Consider the following 12,630-nt stretch of genomic DNA (forward strand, 5'->3'; position numbering starts at 1 on the left):
TGCTTCGTAGGTTGCGGGGTATACAGTTGCTACTTTCCCCCATCCCGTCCTATCCATCCACCTTATGAGCGACACTTCCGAACGGGTAAAATTAAGCAAAGAGGAAAAGGACCGGCGCTTTCAGGCCGAGCTCATGCCCGTGCTCGACCCGCTCTACAATTTTGCCTACCGCCTCACCCTCGACGAGGATGATGCCAACGACCTCGTGCAGGAGACCTACCTCAAGGCCTACCGCTTTTTCGAGTACTTCGAGCCCGGCACCAACGCCAAAGCCTGGCTTTTCCGCATCCTGAAGAACTCGTTTATCAACGACTTCCGGAAAAAAAGCAAGCAGCCGGCCAAGGTCGACTACAGCGAGATTGAAGGCTACTACAACCCCGACGACGTGGAGTCGGAAGGCGAAGTAGGCGCTTCCTCGTCCGACATGCGCCAGCAGTCGGCCCGCGACTTAATCGGCGACGAGGTAGCCAGCGCCCTGAATTCTTTGCCGGTAGACTTCCGTACCGTCATCATCCTCTGCGACCTTGAAGGGTTTACCTACGAGGAAATGGCCAAAGTGCTTGATATTCCAATCGGTACCGTGCGCTCCCGCCTGCACCGCGCCCGCAACTTTCTCAAGGACAAACTGGAGAGATATGCCCAGTCCATGGGCTATGGCAATGATGAAAACAGCGCCGATGCGGAACTAACCGACGACGAAAATAATTAAGTCCAGCAGCAACGCCACTTTAATTCCTCAACGCTTTTCTCCTGACCCTCACTTGTTTCAATCTTGGAAAATATGAATCCTACCGCTACGCCTTCCACCAATACGTCGGCCCCCGTTGCTGCTACGCCGGATAACGGCCCCGACTGCGAACGAGTGAACACTGTACTTGACCAACTCATCGAAGGCCAGCCCGTGACGGCCGAGGACGAAGACTACCTCTACGACCACGCCACCGACTGCTCGCCCTGCTTCGATAGCATTGATAAGCAGCGTGTCTTCATCAGCTTTCTGAATGAGCGCGTGGCCCGTAAGCCCATTCCCGCCAAGCTGCACGAGTCTATTATGGCTCGCGTGAGTGCCGAAATGGCTTAAAACCGGCTAGCTTTGCGCGATGCAAGGCAAAATCATCGTGTTTTCGGCACCCTCCGGCGCCGGCAAGACCACCATCGTTCACCGCCTCATGCAGCGGCTGCCCGAGTTGAGCTTCTCGATTTCGGCCTGCACCCGCGACCGCCGCGGCCGCACCGAGGTGAACGGCAAGGACTATTACTTCATCTCCGTTCAGGATTTTCAGGATAAAATCCGCCACGACGAGTTCGTGGAGTGGGAAGAAGTATACGAGGGTGCTTTCTACGGCACGCTCAAGTCGGAAATCGAGCGCATTTGGGAAGGCGGTAAGCATGCCATCCTGGATGTGGACGTGAAAGGTGGCCTGAGCATCAAGGAGTTTTACAAAGACCGCGCCCTGGCCATCTTCGTGCGCCCGCCTTCCATCGAAGTGCTGGAGCAGCGCCTGCAGGCCCGCGCCACCGACTCCCAGTCCAGCATCTCCTCCCGCATCTACAAAGCCAACTTCGAGCTGGCCTTTGAAGACCGGTTCGATGTAACGGTAGTCAACGACAACCTCGACGAAGCTACCGACCAAGCCGAGCGCCTGGTGCGCAACTTCATCCACGCCGAGCCGGCCATCGTTTAACGGTTTCTTGTTGCTGGTTCCTTGTTTCTGGTTCCAGAGCAACAACCAGAAACAAGCAACGAGAAACCAGCAACATGTCTTCCCGCATCGGCCTGCTTTTCGGCTCTTTCAACCCCATTCACACGGGGCACCTTGTGCTGGCCGAGCACTTCGCCACCCGCACCGACATCAGTGAGGTCTGGCTGGTTATTTCCCCCCAGAGCCCATTCAAAGTAGGCCACGACCTGCTGCCCGAGGCTGAGCGCCTGCAGCTGGTCGAGCTGGCCATTGCCGGCAATCCCCGCCTGCGCGCCGAACCCATTGAGTTCGACCTGCCGCGCCCCAGCTACACCATCGCCACGCTCGACGCGCTGCGTGTGCGCCACCCCGGCCACGACTTCGTCCTGCTCATGGGCGGCGACAACCTGCCCGGCCTGCCCCGTTGGAAGGAGGCCGGCCGTCTGCTCGCGGAAACAGACATCTACGTCTACCCCCGCCCCGGTACCGAGTTACCTGACCTGGCCACTTTCCCCCGCGTGCGGGTAGTGCAGGCCCCGCTACTGGACATCTCCGCCACCTACATCCGCGCCAGCCTGCAGGCCGGCCAGTCCATTCGCTACCTGGTACCCCCGACAGTAGAAGAGCACCTCACAAAGGCCCGCTAGAACAACGCTGCCAACCACTGCGCTTTTCCACTGCGGAACACTGCGGGAAACAGCAACCACAAAAAAAGCCCGACGATGCATCGCCGGGCTTCTTCATGGATAAGCAGACCTCAGATGGTCATAATCTCCGATTCCTTCTTGCCAAGCAGCTTCTCTACTTCGGCAATGTAAGTGTCGGTGGTCTTTTGCACCTTGTCTTCGGCCACTTTAATCGCATCTTCCGAAGCGCCTTCCTTCAGCAGCTTGCGCAGGGCTTCGTTCACATCCTTGCGGATGGCGCGAACCCGGACCTTGCCGGCTTCCGATTCATTTTTGGCTTGCTTCACCAGCTCGCGGCGGCGCTCCTCGGTCATGGCCGGAATGTTGAGGCGGATGCCATCGGCGTCGCTCACCGGGTTCAGGCCCAGGTCGCTGTTTTTGATGGCCTTGGCAATCTCGCCCACCATGTTTTTCTCCCAGGGCTTGATGTGCAGCGAGCGAGGGTCAGGAGTGGAGATGTTGGCTACCTGGCTTACGGGGGTGGGAGTGCCGTAGTAGTCTACGCGCAGGCCGTCGAGCATGGCCGGCGAGGCTTTGCCCGCCCGAATGCGGCTCATTTCCACGCCCACGTGGGCCACCGCCTTGCTCATCGATTCCTCGGCATCGGCCAGGTAAAACTGAATTTCTTCGTCCATTTTTCTTTAAGAGTTGTCAGTTGCAAGTTGTCCGTTGTCAGTAATTAGCCATTATCAGTGCAAACTAACAACTGACAACTAAAATTTACGCCTGCTCCGGCTGGTTGCCTACCAGGGGCTGTAGCAGCGTGGCTTTCGGGTCGAGCAAGGGTTTGCGGGCTTTCTTCACTTGTTTGTCGCCCATGCTCACCAGCGTGCCCATGGGCTCGCCGTCGAGCAGGCGGGCCAGGTTGCCGGCGGTATTCATGTCGAATACAATAATGGGCAGGTTGTTTTCCTTGCACAGGGTGAAGGCCGTCATGTCCATTACGTTCAGGTTCTTTTCCAGCACCTCGTCGAAGGTGATTTCGGTGTAGCGCGTCGCCGTGGGGTCTTTTTCCGGGTCGGCGGTGTAGATGCCGTCCACCCGGGTGCCTTTCAGCACCACGTCGGCTTCAATCTCGATGGCGCGCAGCGAGGCGGCCGAGTCGGTAGTGAAGTAGGGCGAGCCAATGCCGGCCCCAAAAATCACCACGCGGCCCTTTTCCAGGTGCCGTACGGCCCGCCGGCGGATGTAAGGCTCGCACACCCGCTGAATGGTGAGACCCGAGAGCAGGCGGGTGCTTACGTCCAGCTTTTCCAGGGCGCTCTGCAGGGCCATGGAATTGATAACCGTGGCCAGCATGCCCATGTAGTCGCCTTGTACGCGGTCGAGGCCAAAAGCTTCGGCCTGCACGCCCCGGTAGATGTTGCCGCCGCCAATCACGACGGCTACCTGCACGCCCGAGGCCGCTACGGCCTTGATTTCGGAAGCGTACTGCATCAGGCGCTCGGCATCGATGCCATACTGCTGCTGGCCCATCAGCGCCTCGCCGCTGAGCTTGAGAAGGATTCGTTGGTAATTCAAAAGCGGGGAAGTGAAATCAGTAGGAGACAATAGGAATTAAGAGAACTGCACCAGCACCTGGCCTTTCTGCACGTTATCGCGCAAATTTACCTTGATGCTTGCCACCGTGCCATCGGCCGGGGCCTTGAGGATGTTCTCCATCTTCATAGCTTCCAGCACCAGCAGCGGGTCGCCTTTCTGCACGGCCTGGCCGGGCTGCACCCGCACATCTACGATAAGACCAGGCATGGGGGCCTTTAATTCGTTTACTTTCGCCGCATTGGCATTGCTCAGGCCCATACGCTCGAGCAGTAGGTCGAACCGGTCCTTGGCTTGCAGCTCCACGCGTTGGCCATTCAGTTTTAAAACAATATTCTTGCTGCCAAAATCCGCTGAAACGATTTCTGCGTTGTATGAGCGACCTTCGTGTAGAATATGAAAGCGACCCGGGCTTAGCTCTGCAACATCCCAGGTAAAAGGCTGGTTATTGAGCATGATGGTGTCGGCGTCGCGATAGTCAACTTCCCAGAGTTGATTGGGACCGGTGCTGATTTGAAGCATTTGAAGCAGGCAGGATAGGGCGGGAGAGGGGTTAAAGGTAGCCCAAATCTCAAATTAATTCAGAAATTGAGGCGTTTTTCGACTGTTACTATCCGCATGAAGTATACGGTTGCGGGCCTGGCTGGCCTGCTCTTATTGCTACACCTTCCCGCTGTGGCTCAGCCTGCGCGTCCTATTCCGGGCAAGCAGGTCGCCAAGCCTGCTCCTGCAAAAAAGGCTCCTGCGCCCGAAGCTCCCGCGACTCCCGTCGAGGGCATTGTCGTGCCTTCCTGGCTTCCGCAGAACGCGCCATACCAGCCGGCGGCTACCATCCTTACCGATGTGGTCGATACCAAGCTCGACGTTCGGTTCGACTACAAGAGCCAGCACCTGCTGGGTACTGCCGTTCTCACCCTACGCCCTCATTTCTACCCGCAGTCGCAGGTTGTGCTCGATGCCAAAGGCTTCGACATTCAGAAGGTGGAACTGCTGGGCGAAAAGAAGCCCAAAACGCTGACGTATGCCTACGACAAAAAGCAGCTGACTATAAACCTGGACCGGGCCTATGCCCGCACCGAAGCCTATCAGCTGCGCATCGCCTACGTAGCCAAGCCCAACGAGCTGCCGGCTGGGGGCTCCGATGCCATTACTTCTAACAAGGGCCTGTACTTTATCAACCCGCTGGGAACGGAGCCCAACAAGCCCCGGCAAATATGGACGCAGGGCGAGACCGAGGCCAACTCCTGCTGGTTTCCGACCATCGATAAGCCCAACCAGCGCATGACCCAGGAAATCAGCATGACGGTGGAAAGTCAGTTTAAAACGCTGTCCAACGGCCTGCTTGTTTCCTCCAAACCCAACGCCGACGGTACCCGCACCGATACCTGGCGCCAGAGCCAGCCCCACGCGCCTTACTTGGCCACCATGGTAGTAGGCGACTTTGCCGTGGTAAGCGACACCTGGCGCGGCAAGTCCGTGGATTACTACGTCGAGCCCAAGTATGCCGGCACCGCCCGCGCCATCTTCGGCCGCACGCCCGAAATGATGGAGTACTTCTCCAAGAAGCTGGGCGTCGACTTCCCCTGGGAAAAGTATGCCCAGGTGCCGGTGCGTGACTACGTGAGCGGAGCGATGGAGAACACCTCCGCTACCACGCACGGGGCCAGCATTCAGGCCACCCGCCGCGAGCTGCTCGATGCCGGTTACGACAGCGGGGAGTCCACCATCGTGCACGAGCTGTTTCACCAGTGGTTTGGCGACTATGTCACCAGTGAGTCCTGGGCTAACCTGCCACTCAACGAGTCGTTTGCTGACTACTCCGAGCTGCTCTGGGCCGAGTACAAGCTGGGGGCCGACGAGGCGGCGCTGGTGCAGCATAACAAGCTGAATATCTACCTGGAGGAAGCCCAGAGCAAGCGCGAGCCGCTTATTCGCTACCATTACCAAAACCGGGAAGACATGTTCGACCGGCACTCCTACCAGAAGGGCGGCCGCGTGCTGCACATGCTGCGCAAGTACGTCGGCGACGAAGCCTTTTTCGCCGCCCTGAACCGCTACCTCGTACAGAACAAGCAGTCGGCGGTGGAAATATCCAAGCTGCGCACGGCGTTTGAGGAGGTTACCGGCGAAGACCTGATGTGGTTTTTCAACCAATGGTTTATGCAGCGCGGCCATCCGGAGCTGCGCATCTCCCACTCCTTTGCCAACGGGCAGGTAGCCCTGCGCGTGCAGCAGGTGCAGGATACCCTGTTTCAGCCCGTATACCGCCTGCCGGTCACGGTAGGCGTCTGGATTAACAACCAGCTAACGGAGCATCGCATTACCGTCAGCAAAGCCGACCAGACGTTTAGCCTGCCCGCCGCGCAGAAGCCCAGCCTGGTGAAGTTCGACAACGAAAGCCAGCTGCTGGCTCAGTTTGAGGAAGACCGCAGCACCGAGGAGCTGCTGCACCAGTTCTACCACGCCCGCAGCTACCAGCAGAAAGTGGAGGTGCTGGACTTGCTGCAAAATAAAACCATGGAGCTGGCCGTGAGCGGCATGATGCGCAACGCCCTCAATGATAAGTTTTGGATGGTGCGCCGCGTTGCCCTCGACCACCTGCGCCGTTACCGCGGCCCCGAAACTGGTGCGGTGAAGAAGGAGATTCAGCGCCTGGCCACGGCCGATGCTCATCCCCGGGTGCGGGCCCAGGCCCTGATTACGCTGGCCAGCTTCCCCAACGACAACTACGGTGCTAACTTTCTGGCGGCACTCAACGACAGTTCCTACACCGTGGCGGCCGCCAGTATCGAGGCACTCACCAAGAACGCCACGGTAAATGCCCGCAAGCAGATTGCGGCGCTGGAAGAAACACCCAGCGCCATCATGTTAATGGCCATTGCCAACTACTACGCCAAGTTTGGCGGACTTGACCAGTATGGCTGGTTTCTGCGCCGTTTGCCGGATGTAGCCGAAGCCGACCTGTATACTTACTTTCAGGCGTTCGGTGGTCTGATGACCAATATTCCGCCCGTAGAGCGGGACAAGGGCATCAAGGTGCTCGAGGAGCACGCCCGTAACTCGCCCAAATATTACGTGCGGCTGGGCGCTTACCGGGGGCTGGCCCTGCTGGTTCCGACCAACCCAAACATCAAAGCCATGCTACAGGACATCAAGGAAAAAGAAAAGGACGACCGCCTGCGTACATTTTACAGCCTTATGTAGCAGGCAAGTAGCCGCGTTTTGAAAAAAAAGCACAGACTTTTTTTCAGTGTCTACTTGCCTTGTGTGTAAAAAGCTCTAATTTTGCGACTCCTTACGAAACACTACTGCTCCGGCAGAAAGGAAAGTAAGGGCTCAGCTTTCCGGCAATCGGCCGAAAAGCACCAAAATGGGGGTATCGCATAGCGGCAATTGCGGGTGACTGTAACTCACCTCCTTCGGGTTCATAGGTTCGAGTCCTGTTACCCCCACTTTTTAGATGCCATCTGCGGGAGTAGCTCAGTTGGTAGAGCGGCAGCCTTCCAAGCTGCAGGTCGCGGGTTCGAACCTCGTCTCCCGCTCTAATGTCAATGAGCAATTGGCAATGAACAATGAGTAATATTGTTCAGCGTCCATTGATAATTGCTCACTGCTCATTGTTAATTGAAAATAAGCCGTTTTAGCTCAGTGGTAGAGCACTTCCTTGGTAAGGAAGAGGTCATGGGTTCAAATCCCATAAATGGCTCAGATTACAACAAGTCCCGGTAGTTTTAACCAGCTGCCGGGAGCGGTTCTCACAGGCAAGCGAAGCACAGTTTTCCAATTCCAGGGGCTGGGTCTCGCTTTCTTGTTGTAGGGTCGATTTTTCCTTAAATTCACTTCACCACCTCTTTTTTTACTCTTTACAATGGCTAAAGAAAATTTCGACCGGTCCAAGCCGCACGTGAACATCGGCACCATCGGCCACGTTGACCACGGCAAAACGACCCTGACCGCTGCTATCACCATGGTGCTGGCTAACCAAGGTCTGGCCGAAAAGCGTGACTTCTCTTCGATTGACAATGCTCCCGAAGAAAAAGAGCGTGGTATCACCATCAACACCGCTCACGTAGAGTACTCCACCAAGAACCGTCACTACGCTCACGTTGACTGCCCCGGTCACGCTGACTACGTGAAGAACATGGTAACGGGTGCTGCCCAGATGGACGGCGCTATCCTCGTGGTAGCTGCTACCGACGGCCCCATGCCCCAGACCCGTGAGCACATCCTGCTCGCCCGTCAGGTAGGTGTACCCCAGCTGGTGGTGTTCATGAACAAAGTGGACATGGTGGATGACCCCGAGCTCCTCGAGCTGGTGGAAATGGAAATCCGCGAGCTGCTCTCGTTCTACGACTTCGACGGCGACAACATTCCGGTTATCCAGGGCTCGGCTCTGGGCGGCCTGAACGGCGACGCTGCCTGGGTTCCCAAAATCAACGAGCTGATGGACGCCGTTGACTCGTTCATTCCGATTCCCGCTCGTCTGACCGACCTGCCCTTCCTGATGCCCGTAGAGGACGTGTTCTCGATTACCGGCCGTGGCACGGTTGCTACCGGTCGTATCGAGCGCGGTATCATCAACTCGGGTGAGCAGGTTGACATCCTCGGCATGGGCGCTGCCCCCGGCCTGAAGTCGACCGTAACCGGTGTGGAAATGTTCCGCAAAATCCTCGACCGCGGCGAAGCTGGCGACAACGTAGGTCTGCTGCTCCGCGGCATTGAAAAAGAAGCCATCCGTCGCGGCATGGTTATCTGCAAGCCCGGCTCGGTAACTCCCCACCAGAAGTTCAAGGCTGAGGTTTACGTTCTCTCGAAAGAGGAAGGTGGCCGTCACACCCCGTTCTTCAACAACTACCGCCCGCAGTTCTACCTGCGTACCACCGACGTTACCGGCATCATCTCCCTCCCCGAGGGCGTTGAAATGGTAATGCCCGGCGACAACATCACCATCACCGTGGAGCTCATCAACAAAGTAGCCATGGAGAAAGGCCTGCGCTTCGCTATCCGCGAAGGTGGCCGTACGGTAGGTGCCGGTCAGGTAACCGAAGTTCTCGACTAGTTCTCCGCGTAAGCGCTGAATCATGAAAACGCCCCCGAGCAATCGGGGGCGTTTTTTGTTTCCCGGGGCTGATGAGCTTCTTAGTAACGCAGCAGGGGGTTCCATTTACAGCAGGTTTACTTTTTTTGAATAGGATAGTGTTTGTTTTTCTACTTGTTATCCTTACCTTTGCACTCCCATTATCACATTTGTGGTCCTGGGTGTTTCCCTACGAGTGTAGTTCAAGGGTAGAATAGAGGTCTCCAAAACCTTTGATGGGAGTTCGAATCTCTCCACTCGTGCTTATTCCAGGGGCTTCGGCTCCGCCCCATTTAGTTATTGCCGGCCAGGGCCGGTTTTTTATCCAATGGACAAACTGAGCAACTATTTCCGCACCACCATCGAGGAAATGCGCTACAACGTAACGTGGCCCACTTCCGTCGAGCTTCAGAAAAGCGCCGGTCTCGTGTTGGTAGGCTCGCTCGTGTTTGCTATCGTGGTCGGTGTGATGGACGTGAGCTTTGAGTCGCTGCTCAAGGCATTCTATAACTCGTTTCGCTAATCGGTAACTGAGATGGGCGAACTGAAATGGTACGTGGTGCGCTCCGTGAGCGGCCAGGAAAAGAAAGCGAAGAACTACCTCGAGACCGAGCTCGGCCGTCATAACCTGACCGACCACGTTCCGCAGGTATTGATTCCGGTGGAAAAGGTGTTCGAGATGCGCAACGGCAAGAAGCGCGTGCGCGAGCGCAACCTCTACCCCGGCTACATCATTATTCACGCCGACCTCGGCCACGGGGAGGTAGACCACATCATCACCAGCACGCCTGGCGTGATTGGCTTCCTCGGGGATAAAGACAAAAAGGACGCGGCCAATAATAAGCCCGTGCCCCTGCATATCTCCGAAGTAAACCGCATCCTCGGCATCGTGGACGAGCAGGAGCAGGAGTCGGCCGCTACCCTCGACAAGCCCTACGTGGTTGGCGAGCTGGTAAAGGTTATCGACGGCCCCTTCAACGGCTTCTCCGGCAACGTGGACGAGGTGTTCGAAGAGCGCAAGAAACTGAACGTAGTGGTGAAAATCTTCGGCCGCTCGCAGCCGGTAGAGCTCAGCTACACCCAGGTAGAGAAAGAAGTGTAGTCATTAGGTCTTAGGGCTTAGGTGTTAGATGGGCATAACCTCACTAAAACCTAAGCCCTAAGTCCCTAAGACCTAAAATATACCATGCCGGCTTAATGCTCCGGGTCGGCAGGGCTTCCAGAAAAGGAGTTTTATACAACTGAGGCAACTACGAGTTACGACGTAGAAGCCACAGACCAACCAAACCAAATGGCCAAAGAAATCAGAGGTTATCTGCGTCTGCAGATAAAGGGAGGCGCCGCGAATCCCTCGCCGCCGGTAGGACCTGCACTTGGTAGCAAAGGCTTGAACATCATGGAGTTTTGCAAGCAGTTCAATGCTCGCACCCAAGATAAAGCCGGCCAAGTGTGCCCCGTCCTGATTACCATGTACACCGACAAGTCGTTCGACTTCGTTGTGAAGACTGCTCCGGCTCCGGTGCTCCTCATGGAGGCTGCCAAGCTGCAGAGCGGTTCGAAAGAGCCCAACCGTAACAAGGTAGGCTCGGTGACCTGGGACCAAATCCGTACCATTGCCGAGACCAAAATGCCCGACCTCAACGCCTTCAAGGTGGAGTCGGCCATGAAGCAGGTAGCTGGCACGGCCCGCAGCATGGGTATTACCATCAAGGGCGATTCTCCCTTTGCTGAATAACTAAACGGAGAAAAGCAAGATGGCAAAAATCAGCAAAAAGCGCAAGGAAGCCCTTGCCAAGTACGACCTGACGGAAGTACGCAGCCTCCTGGAAGCCGCGAAAGTGGTGAAGGACATCACTTACACCAAGTTCGACGCCTCGGTTGATATCGACGTTCGCCTGGGTGTAGACCCCCGCAAAGCCGACCAGATGGTACGTGGCGTAGCCACCCTGCCCCACGGCACCGGCAAAACCGTTCGTGTTCTGGCTCTCGTGACTCCCGACAAGGAGGCTGAGGCCCTGGCCGCCGGCGCCGACTTCGTAGGTCTGGACGACTACATCTCGAAAATCGAGAAAGGCTGGACCGACATCGACGTTATCATCACCATGCCGGCCGTAATGGCCAAAGTGGGTCGCCTGGGCCGTGTGCTCGGTCCCCGTGGTCTGATGCCGAACCCGAAGTCGGGCACCGTGACGACCGACGTAGCCAAGGCTGTGCAGGAAGTGAAGGCTGGTAAAATCGACTTCAAAGTTGACAAGACCGGTATCATTCACTGCTCGGTAGGCAAAGTGTCGTTCGACGAGAAGATGCTGGCCGAAAACGCCCTGGAGGTTATCCAGACCCTGGGCCGTCTGAAGCCTTCTTCCTCGAAGGGTACCTACATCCGGAGCATCACGCTCAGCAGCACGATGTCGCCCGGTGTACCGGTAGACAGCCAGGTTTCTTCCGCTAACTAATTAACCCAACCAAACATGACCCGGGAAGAAAAACAAGCCCTCGTGGATGAGTTGAGCGGAAAACTCCAATCACACAACTCGTTCTACATTGTCGATGCGTCGGTAATGTCAGTGGCTAAAATCAACGAATTCCGTCGTCTGTGCTTCAACCGCGGTATGGAATACAAGGTGTACAAAAACACCTTTATCCGTAAGGCGCTGGACACCCTCGGCCACGATACTTCGGAGATGGACGCCGCACTGAAAGGTGCTTCGGGCGTACTGTTCTCGCAGGAGAGCGGCGCGGCTCCGGCCAAGCTGCTGCGTGACTTCTACAAGTCGCAGAACTACGGCCGTGGCGTTGAGCCCAAGCCGGTACTGAAAGGCGCTTACGTTGATGCCAGCATCTACATCGGTGCCAATCAGCTGGAGACCCTCACTACCATCAAAGGCAAGCAGGAGCTGCTCGGTGAACTCATCGGCCTGCTGCAGTCGCCCGCCAAGAACGTTATCGGTGCTCTGCAGAGCGGCGGCAACAAGCTGGCTGGTATCCTCAAAACCCTCAGCGAAAAAGAGGCTGCCTAAGCCCGCTGCTTTTTCGCACTCATTCAAATTTTCAACAACACCCCTTTTTTAACAATCTACAGAAATGGCAGATTTGAAAGCATTCGCTGAGCAGCTCGTAAACCTGACGGTGAAAGAAGTAAACGAATTGGCAGGCATCCTGAAGGACGAGTACGGCATCGAGCCCGCTGCTGCTGCTCCCGTAATGATGGCTGGTGGCGGCGCTGGCGCTGCTGCTGCTGAAGCTCCCGAGGAGAAGACGGCCTTCGACGTAATCCTGAAAGCTGCCGGTGGCCAGAAGCTGGCCGTGGTGAAGCTGGTGAAGGACCTGACCGGCCTGGGCCTGAAAGAGGCTAAGGAACTGGTTGACGGTGCTCCCAAGCCCCTGAAGGAAGGCGTAGCCAAGGACGAAGCTGAGTCGCTGAAGAAGCAGCTGGAAGAAGCCGGTGCTGAAGTAGAAGTTAAGTAATTTCTGCTCCTGAAGCATCTGCGGACCCGCTTCAAATAAGGATTAGACCTGGCAACTAAGCCAGGTCTTTTCCTGTTTGTAGTCCGTTAGTTATCCCAGGCTTCGGCCTGAAAAACTGAAAGCGCCCCGTCGGCGCTTTTTTGGACTGCGCTACTGGCCTGGGCATTGTGCTCAGGGTGTG

Annotated in this window: 15 protein-coding genes and 4 tRNA genes; 16 read left to right on the top strand and 3 right to left on the bottom strand. The window is 56.6% G+C overall.

All coding sequences use genetic code 11. From position 1 onward, the window contains the following. The first annotated feature begins 64 nt into the window (after positions 1 to 64). The 4 genes from ABD919_RS01990 to nadD all read left to right on the top strand — a co-directional run bounded on the left by ABD919_RS01990 (position 65) and on the right by nadD (position 2,329). The gene (locus ABD919_RS01990) at positions 65 to 709 is read left to right on the top strand and encodes a sigma-70 family RNA polymerase sigma factor (RefSeq protein WP_345233304.1); all 645 of its coding nucleotides are present in this window, start codon (positions 65 to 67) and stop codon (positions 707 to 709) included. Between the two features lie 72 nt (positions 710 to 781). Beyond that, complete coding sequence (locus ABD919_RS01995; RefSeq protein WP_345233305.1) at positions 782 to 1,081, top strand: hypothetical protein; 300 nt, start codon at positions 782 to 784, stop codon at positions 1,079 to 1,081. 19 nt (positions 1,082 to 1,100) lie between these two features. Continuing rightward, positions 1,101 to 1,685 carry a guanylate kinase gene (gene gmk / locus ABD919_RS02000; RefSeq protein WP_345233306.1) on the top strand — a complete coding sequence of 195 codons (585 nt, stop codon included), beginning with the start codon at positions 1,101 to 1,103 and terminating at the stop codon, positions 1,683 to 1,685. A gap of 74 nt (positions 1,686 to 1,759) precedes the next feature. Further along, positions 1,760 to 2,329 carry a nicotinate (nicotinamide) nucleotide adenylyltransferase gene (gene nadD / locus ABD919_RS02005; protein WP_345233307.1) on the top strand — a complete coding sequence of 190 codons (570 nt, stop codon included), beginning with the start codon at positions 1,760 to 1,762 and terminating at the stop codon, positions 2,327 to 2,329. A gap of 110 nt (positions 2,330 to 2,439) precedes the next feature. Here nadD and frr read toward each other — a convergent pair whose 3' ends face one another. The 3 genes from frr to ABD919_RS02020 all read right to left on the bottom strand — a co-directional run bounded on the left by frr (position 2,440) and on the right by ABD919_RS02020 (position 4,429). Next, positions 2,440 to 3,003 (bottom strand): ribosome recycling factor, encoded by a 564-nt coding sequence (gene frr / locus ABD919_RS02010; protein ID WP_345233308.1) that lies wholly within the window; start codon positions 3,001 to 3,003, stop codon positions 2,440 to 2,442. 85 nt (positions 3,004 to 3,088) lie between these two features. Next, a complete protein-coding gene (gene pyrH, locus ABD919_RS02015) occupies positions 3,089 to 3,889 on the bottom strand; it encodes a UMP kinase (RefSeq protein ID WP_345233309.1) in 801 nt (266 codons plus the stop codon). A 36-nt stretch (positions 3,890 to 3,925) separates the two neighbouring features. Then, positions 3,926 to 4,429 (bottom strand): acyl-CoA carboxylase biotin carboxyl carrier protein subunit, encoded by a 504-nt coding sequence (locus ABD919_RS02020; RefSeq protein ID WP_345233310.1) that lies wholly within the window; start codon positions 4,427 to 4,429, stop codon positions 3,926 to 3,928. 96 nt (positions 4,430 to 4,525) lie between these two features. Between ABD919_RS02020 and ABD919_RS02025 the strand changes: the two genes are divergently transcribed. The 12 genes from ABD919_RS02025 to rplL all read left to right on the top strand — a co-directional run bounded on the left by ABD919_RS02025 (position 4,526) and on the right by rplL (position 12,449). Beyond that, positions 4,526 to 7,111 (top strand): M1 family aminopeptidase, encoded by a 2,586-nt coding sequence (locus tag ABD919_RS02025; RefSeq protein ID WP_345233311.1) that lies wholly within the window; start codon positions 4,526 to 4,528, stop codon positions 7,109 to 7,111. A 168-nt stretch (positions 7,112 to 7,279) separates the two neighbouring features. After that, a tRNA-Tyr gene (locus ABD919_RS02030) sits at positions 7,280 to 7,359 on the top strand. A 17-nt stretch (positions 7,360 to 7,376) separates the two neighbouring features. Then, positions 7,377 to 7,449: transfer RNA gene (locus ABD919_RS02035), tRNA-Gly, on the top strand. 92 nt (positions 7,450 to 7,541) lie between these two features. Beyond that, positions 7,542 to 7,613 (top strand) — tRNA-Thr (locus tag ABD919_RS02040). Between the two features lie 162 nt (positions 7,614 to 7,775). Next, positions 7,776 to 8,966 (top strand): elongation factor Tu, encoded by a 1,191-nt coding sequence (gene tuf / locus ABD919_RS02045; protein WP_345233312.1) that lies wholly within the window; start codon positions 7,776 to 7,778, stop codon positions 8,964 to 8,966. 210 nt (positions 8,967 to 9,176) lie between these two features. After that, positions 9,177 to 9,247 (top strand) — tRNA-Trp (locus ABD919_RS02050). A 65-nt stretch (positions 9,248 to 9,312) separates the two neighbouring features. Continuing rightward, positions 9,313 to 9,507, top strand: coding sequence for a preprotein translocase subunit SecE (gene secE, locus ABD919_RS02055; protein WP_345233313.1), 195 nt, complete (start codon positions 9,313 to 9,315; stop codon positions 9,505 to 9,507). 12 nt (positions 9,508 to 9,519) lie between these two features. After that, positions 9,520 to 10,086 (top strand): transcription termination/antitermination protein NusG, encoded by a 567-nt coding sequence (gene nusG / locus ABD919_RS02060; protein ID WP_345233315.1) that lies wholly within the window; start codon positions 9,520 to 9,522, stop codon positions 10,084 to 10,086. A gap of 189 nt (positions 10,087 to 10,275) precedes the next feature. Beyond that, complete coding sequence (rplK, locus tag ABD919_RS02065; protein WP_190925651.1) at positions 10,276 to 10,719, top strand: 50S ribosomal protein L11; 444 nt, start codon at positions 10,276 to 10,278, stop codon at positions 10,717 to 10,719. A gap of 19 nt (positions 10,720 to 10,738) precedes the next feature. Further along, on the top strand, positions 10,739 to 11,437 hold the full coding sequence (gene rplA, locus ABD919_RS02070) for a 50S ribosomal protein L1 (protein WP_345233319.1): 699 nt from the start codon (positions 10,739 to 10,741) through the stop codon (positions 11,435 to 11,437). Positions 11,438 to 11,452: 15 nt separating this feature from the next. Continuing rightward, positions 11,453 to 12,001, top strand: coding sequence for a 50S ribosomal protein L10 (rplJ, locus tag ABD919_RS02075; protein ID WP_345233321.1), 549 nt, complete (start codon positions 11,453 to 11,455; stop codon positions 11,999 to 12,001). Between the two features lie 64 nt (positions 12,002 to 12,065). Continuing rightward, positions 12,066 to 12,449 carry a 50S ribosomal protein L7/L12 gene (rplL, locus tag ABD919_RS02080; RefSeq protein WP_345233323.1) on the top strand — a complete coding sequence of 128 codons (384 nt, stop codon included), beginning with the start codon at positions 12,066 to 12,068 and terminating at the stop codon, positions 12,447 to 12,449. Positions 12,450 to 12,630: the final 181 nt, after the last annotated feature.

Origin of the sequence: Hymenobacter saemangeumensis (assembly GCF_039541835.1) — a bacterium.
Taxonomy (GTDB): Bacteria; Bacteroidota; Bacteroidia; order Cytophagales; family Hymenobacteraceae; genus Hymenobacter; species Hymenobacter saemangeumensis.

What these genes read in the sequence shown, in the direction of transcription:
- ABD919_RS01990 (WP_345233304.1), top strand. Translation starts at nt 65, where the DNA reads ATGAGCGACACTTCCGAACGGGTAAAATTAAGCAAAGAGGAAAAGGAC.
- ABD919_RS01995 (WP_345233305.1), top strand. Translation starts at nt 782, where the DNA reads ATGAATCCTACCGCTACGCCTTCCACCAATACGTCGGCCCCCGTTGCT.
- gmk (WP_345233306.1), top strand. Translation starts at nt 1,101, where the DNA reads ATGCAAGGCAAAATCATCGTGTTTTCGGCACCCTCCGGCGCCGGCAAG.
- nadD (WP_345233307.1), top strand. Translation starts at nt 1,760, where the DNA reads ATGTCTTCCCGCATCGGCCTGCTTTTCGGCTCTTTCAACCCCATTCAC.
- frr (WP_345233308.1), bottom strand. Translation starts at nt 3,003, where the DNA reads ATGGACGAAGAAATTCAGTTTTACCTGGCCGATGCCGAGGAATCGATG.
- ABD919_RS02020 (WP_345233310.1), bottom strand. Translation starts at nt 4,429, where the DNA reads ATGCTTCAAATCAGCACCGGTCCCAATCAACTCTGGGAAGTTGACTAT.
- ABD919_RS02025 (WP_345233311.1), top strand. Translation starts at nt 4,526, where the DNA reads ATGAAGTATACGGTTGCGGGCCTGGCTGGCCTGCTCTTATTGCTACAC.
- tuf (WP_345233312.1), top strand. Translation starts at nt 7,776, where the DNA reads ATGGCTAAAGAAAATTTCGACCGGTCCAAGCCGCACGTGAACATCGGC.
- secE (WP_345233313.1), top strand. Translation starts at nt 9,313, where the DNA reads ATGGACAAACTGAGCAACTATTTCCGCACCACCATCGAGGAAATGCGC.
- nusG (WP_345233315.1), top strand. Translation starts at nt 9,520, where the DNA reads ATGGGCGAACTGAAATGGTACGTGGTGCGCTCCGTGAGCGGCCAGGAA.
- rplK (WP_190925651.1), top strand. Translation starts at nt 10,276, where the DNA reads ATGGCCAAAGAAATCAGAGGTTATCTGCGTCTGCAGATAAAGGGAGGC.
- rplA (WP_345233319.1), top strand. Translation starts at nt 10,739, where the DNA reads ATGGCAAAAATCAGCAAAAAGCGCAAGGAAGCCCTTGCCAAGTACGAC.
- rplJ (WP_345233321.1), top strand. Translation starts at nt 11,453, where the DNA reads ATGACCCGGGAAGAAAAACAAGCCCTCGTGGATGAGTTGAGCGGAAAA.
- rplL (WP_345233323.1), top strand. Translation starts at nt 12,066, where the DNA reads ATGGCAGATTTGAAAGCATTCGCTGAGCAGCTCGTAAACCTGACGGTG.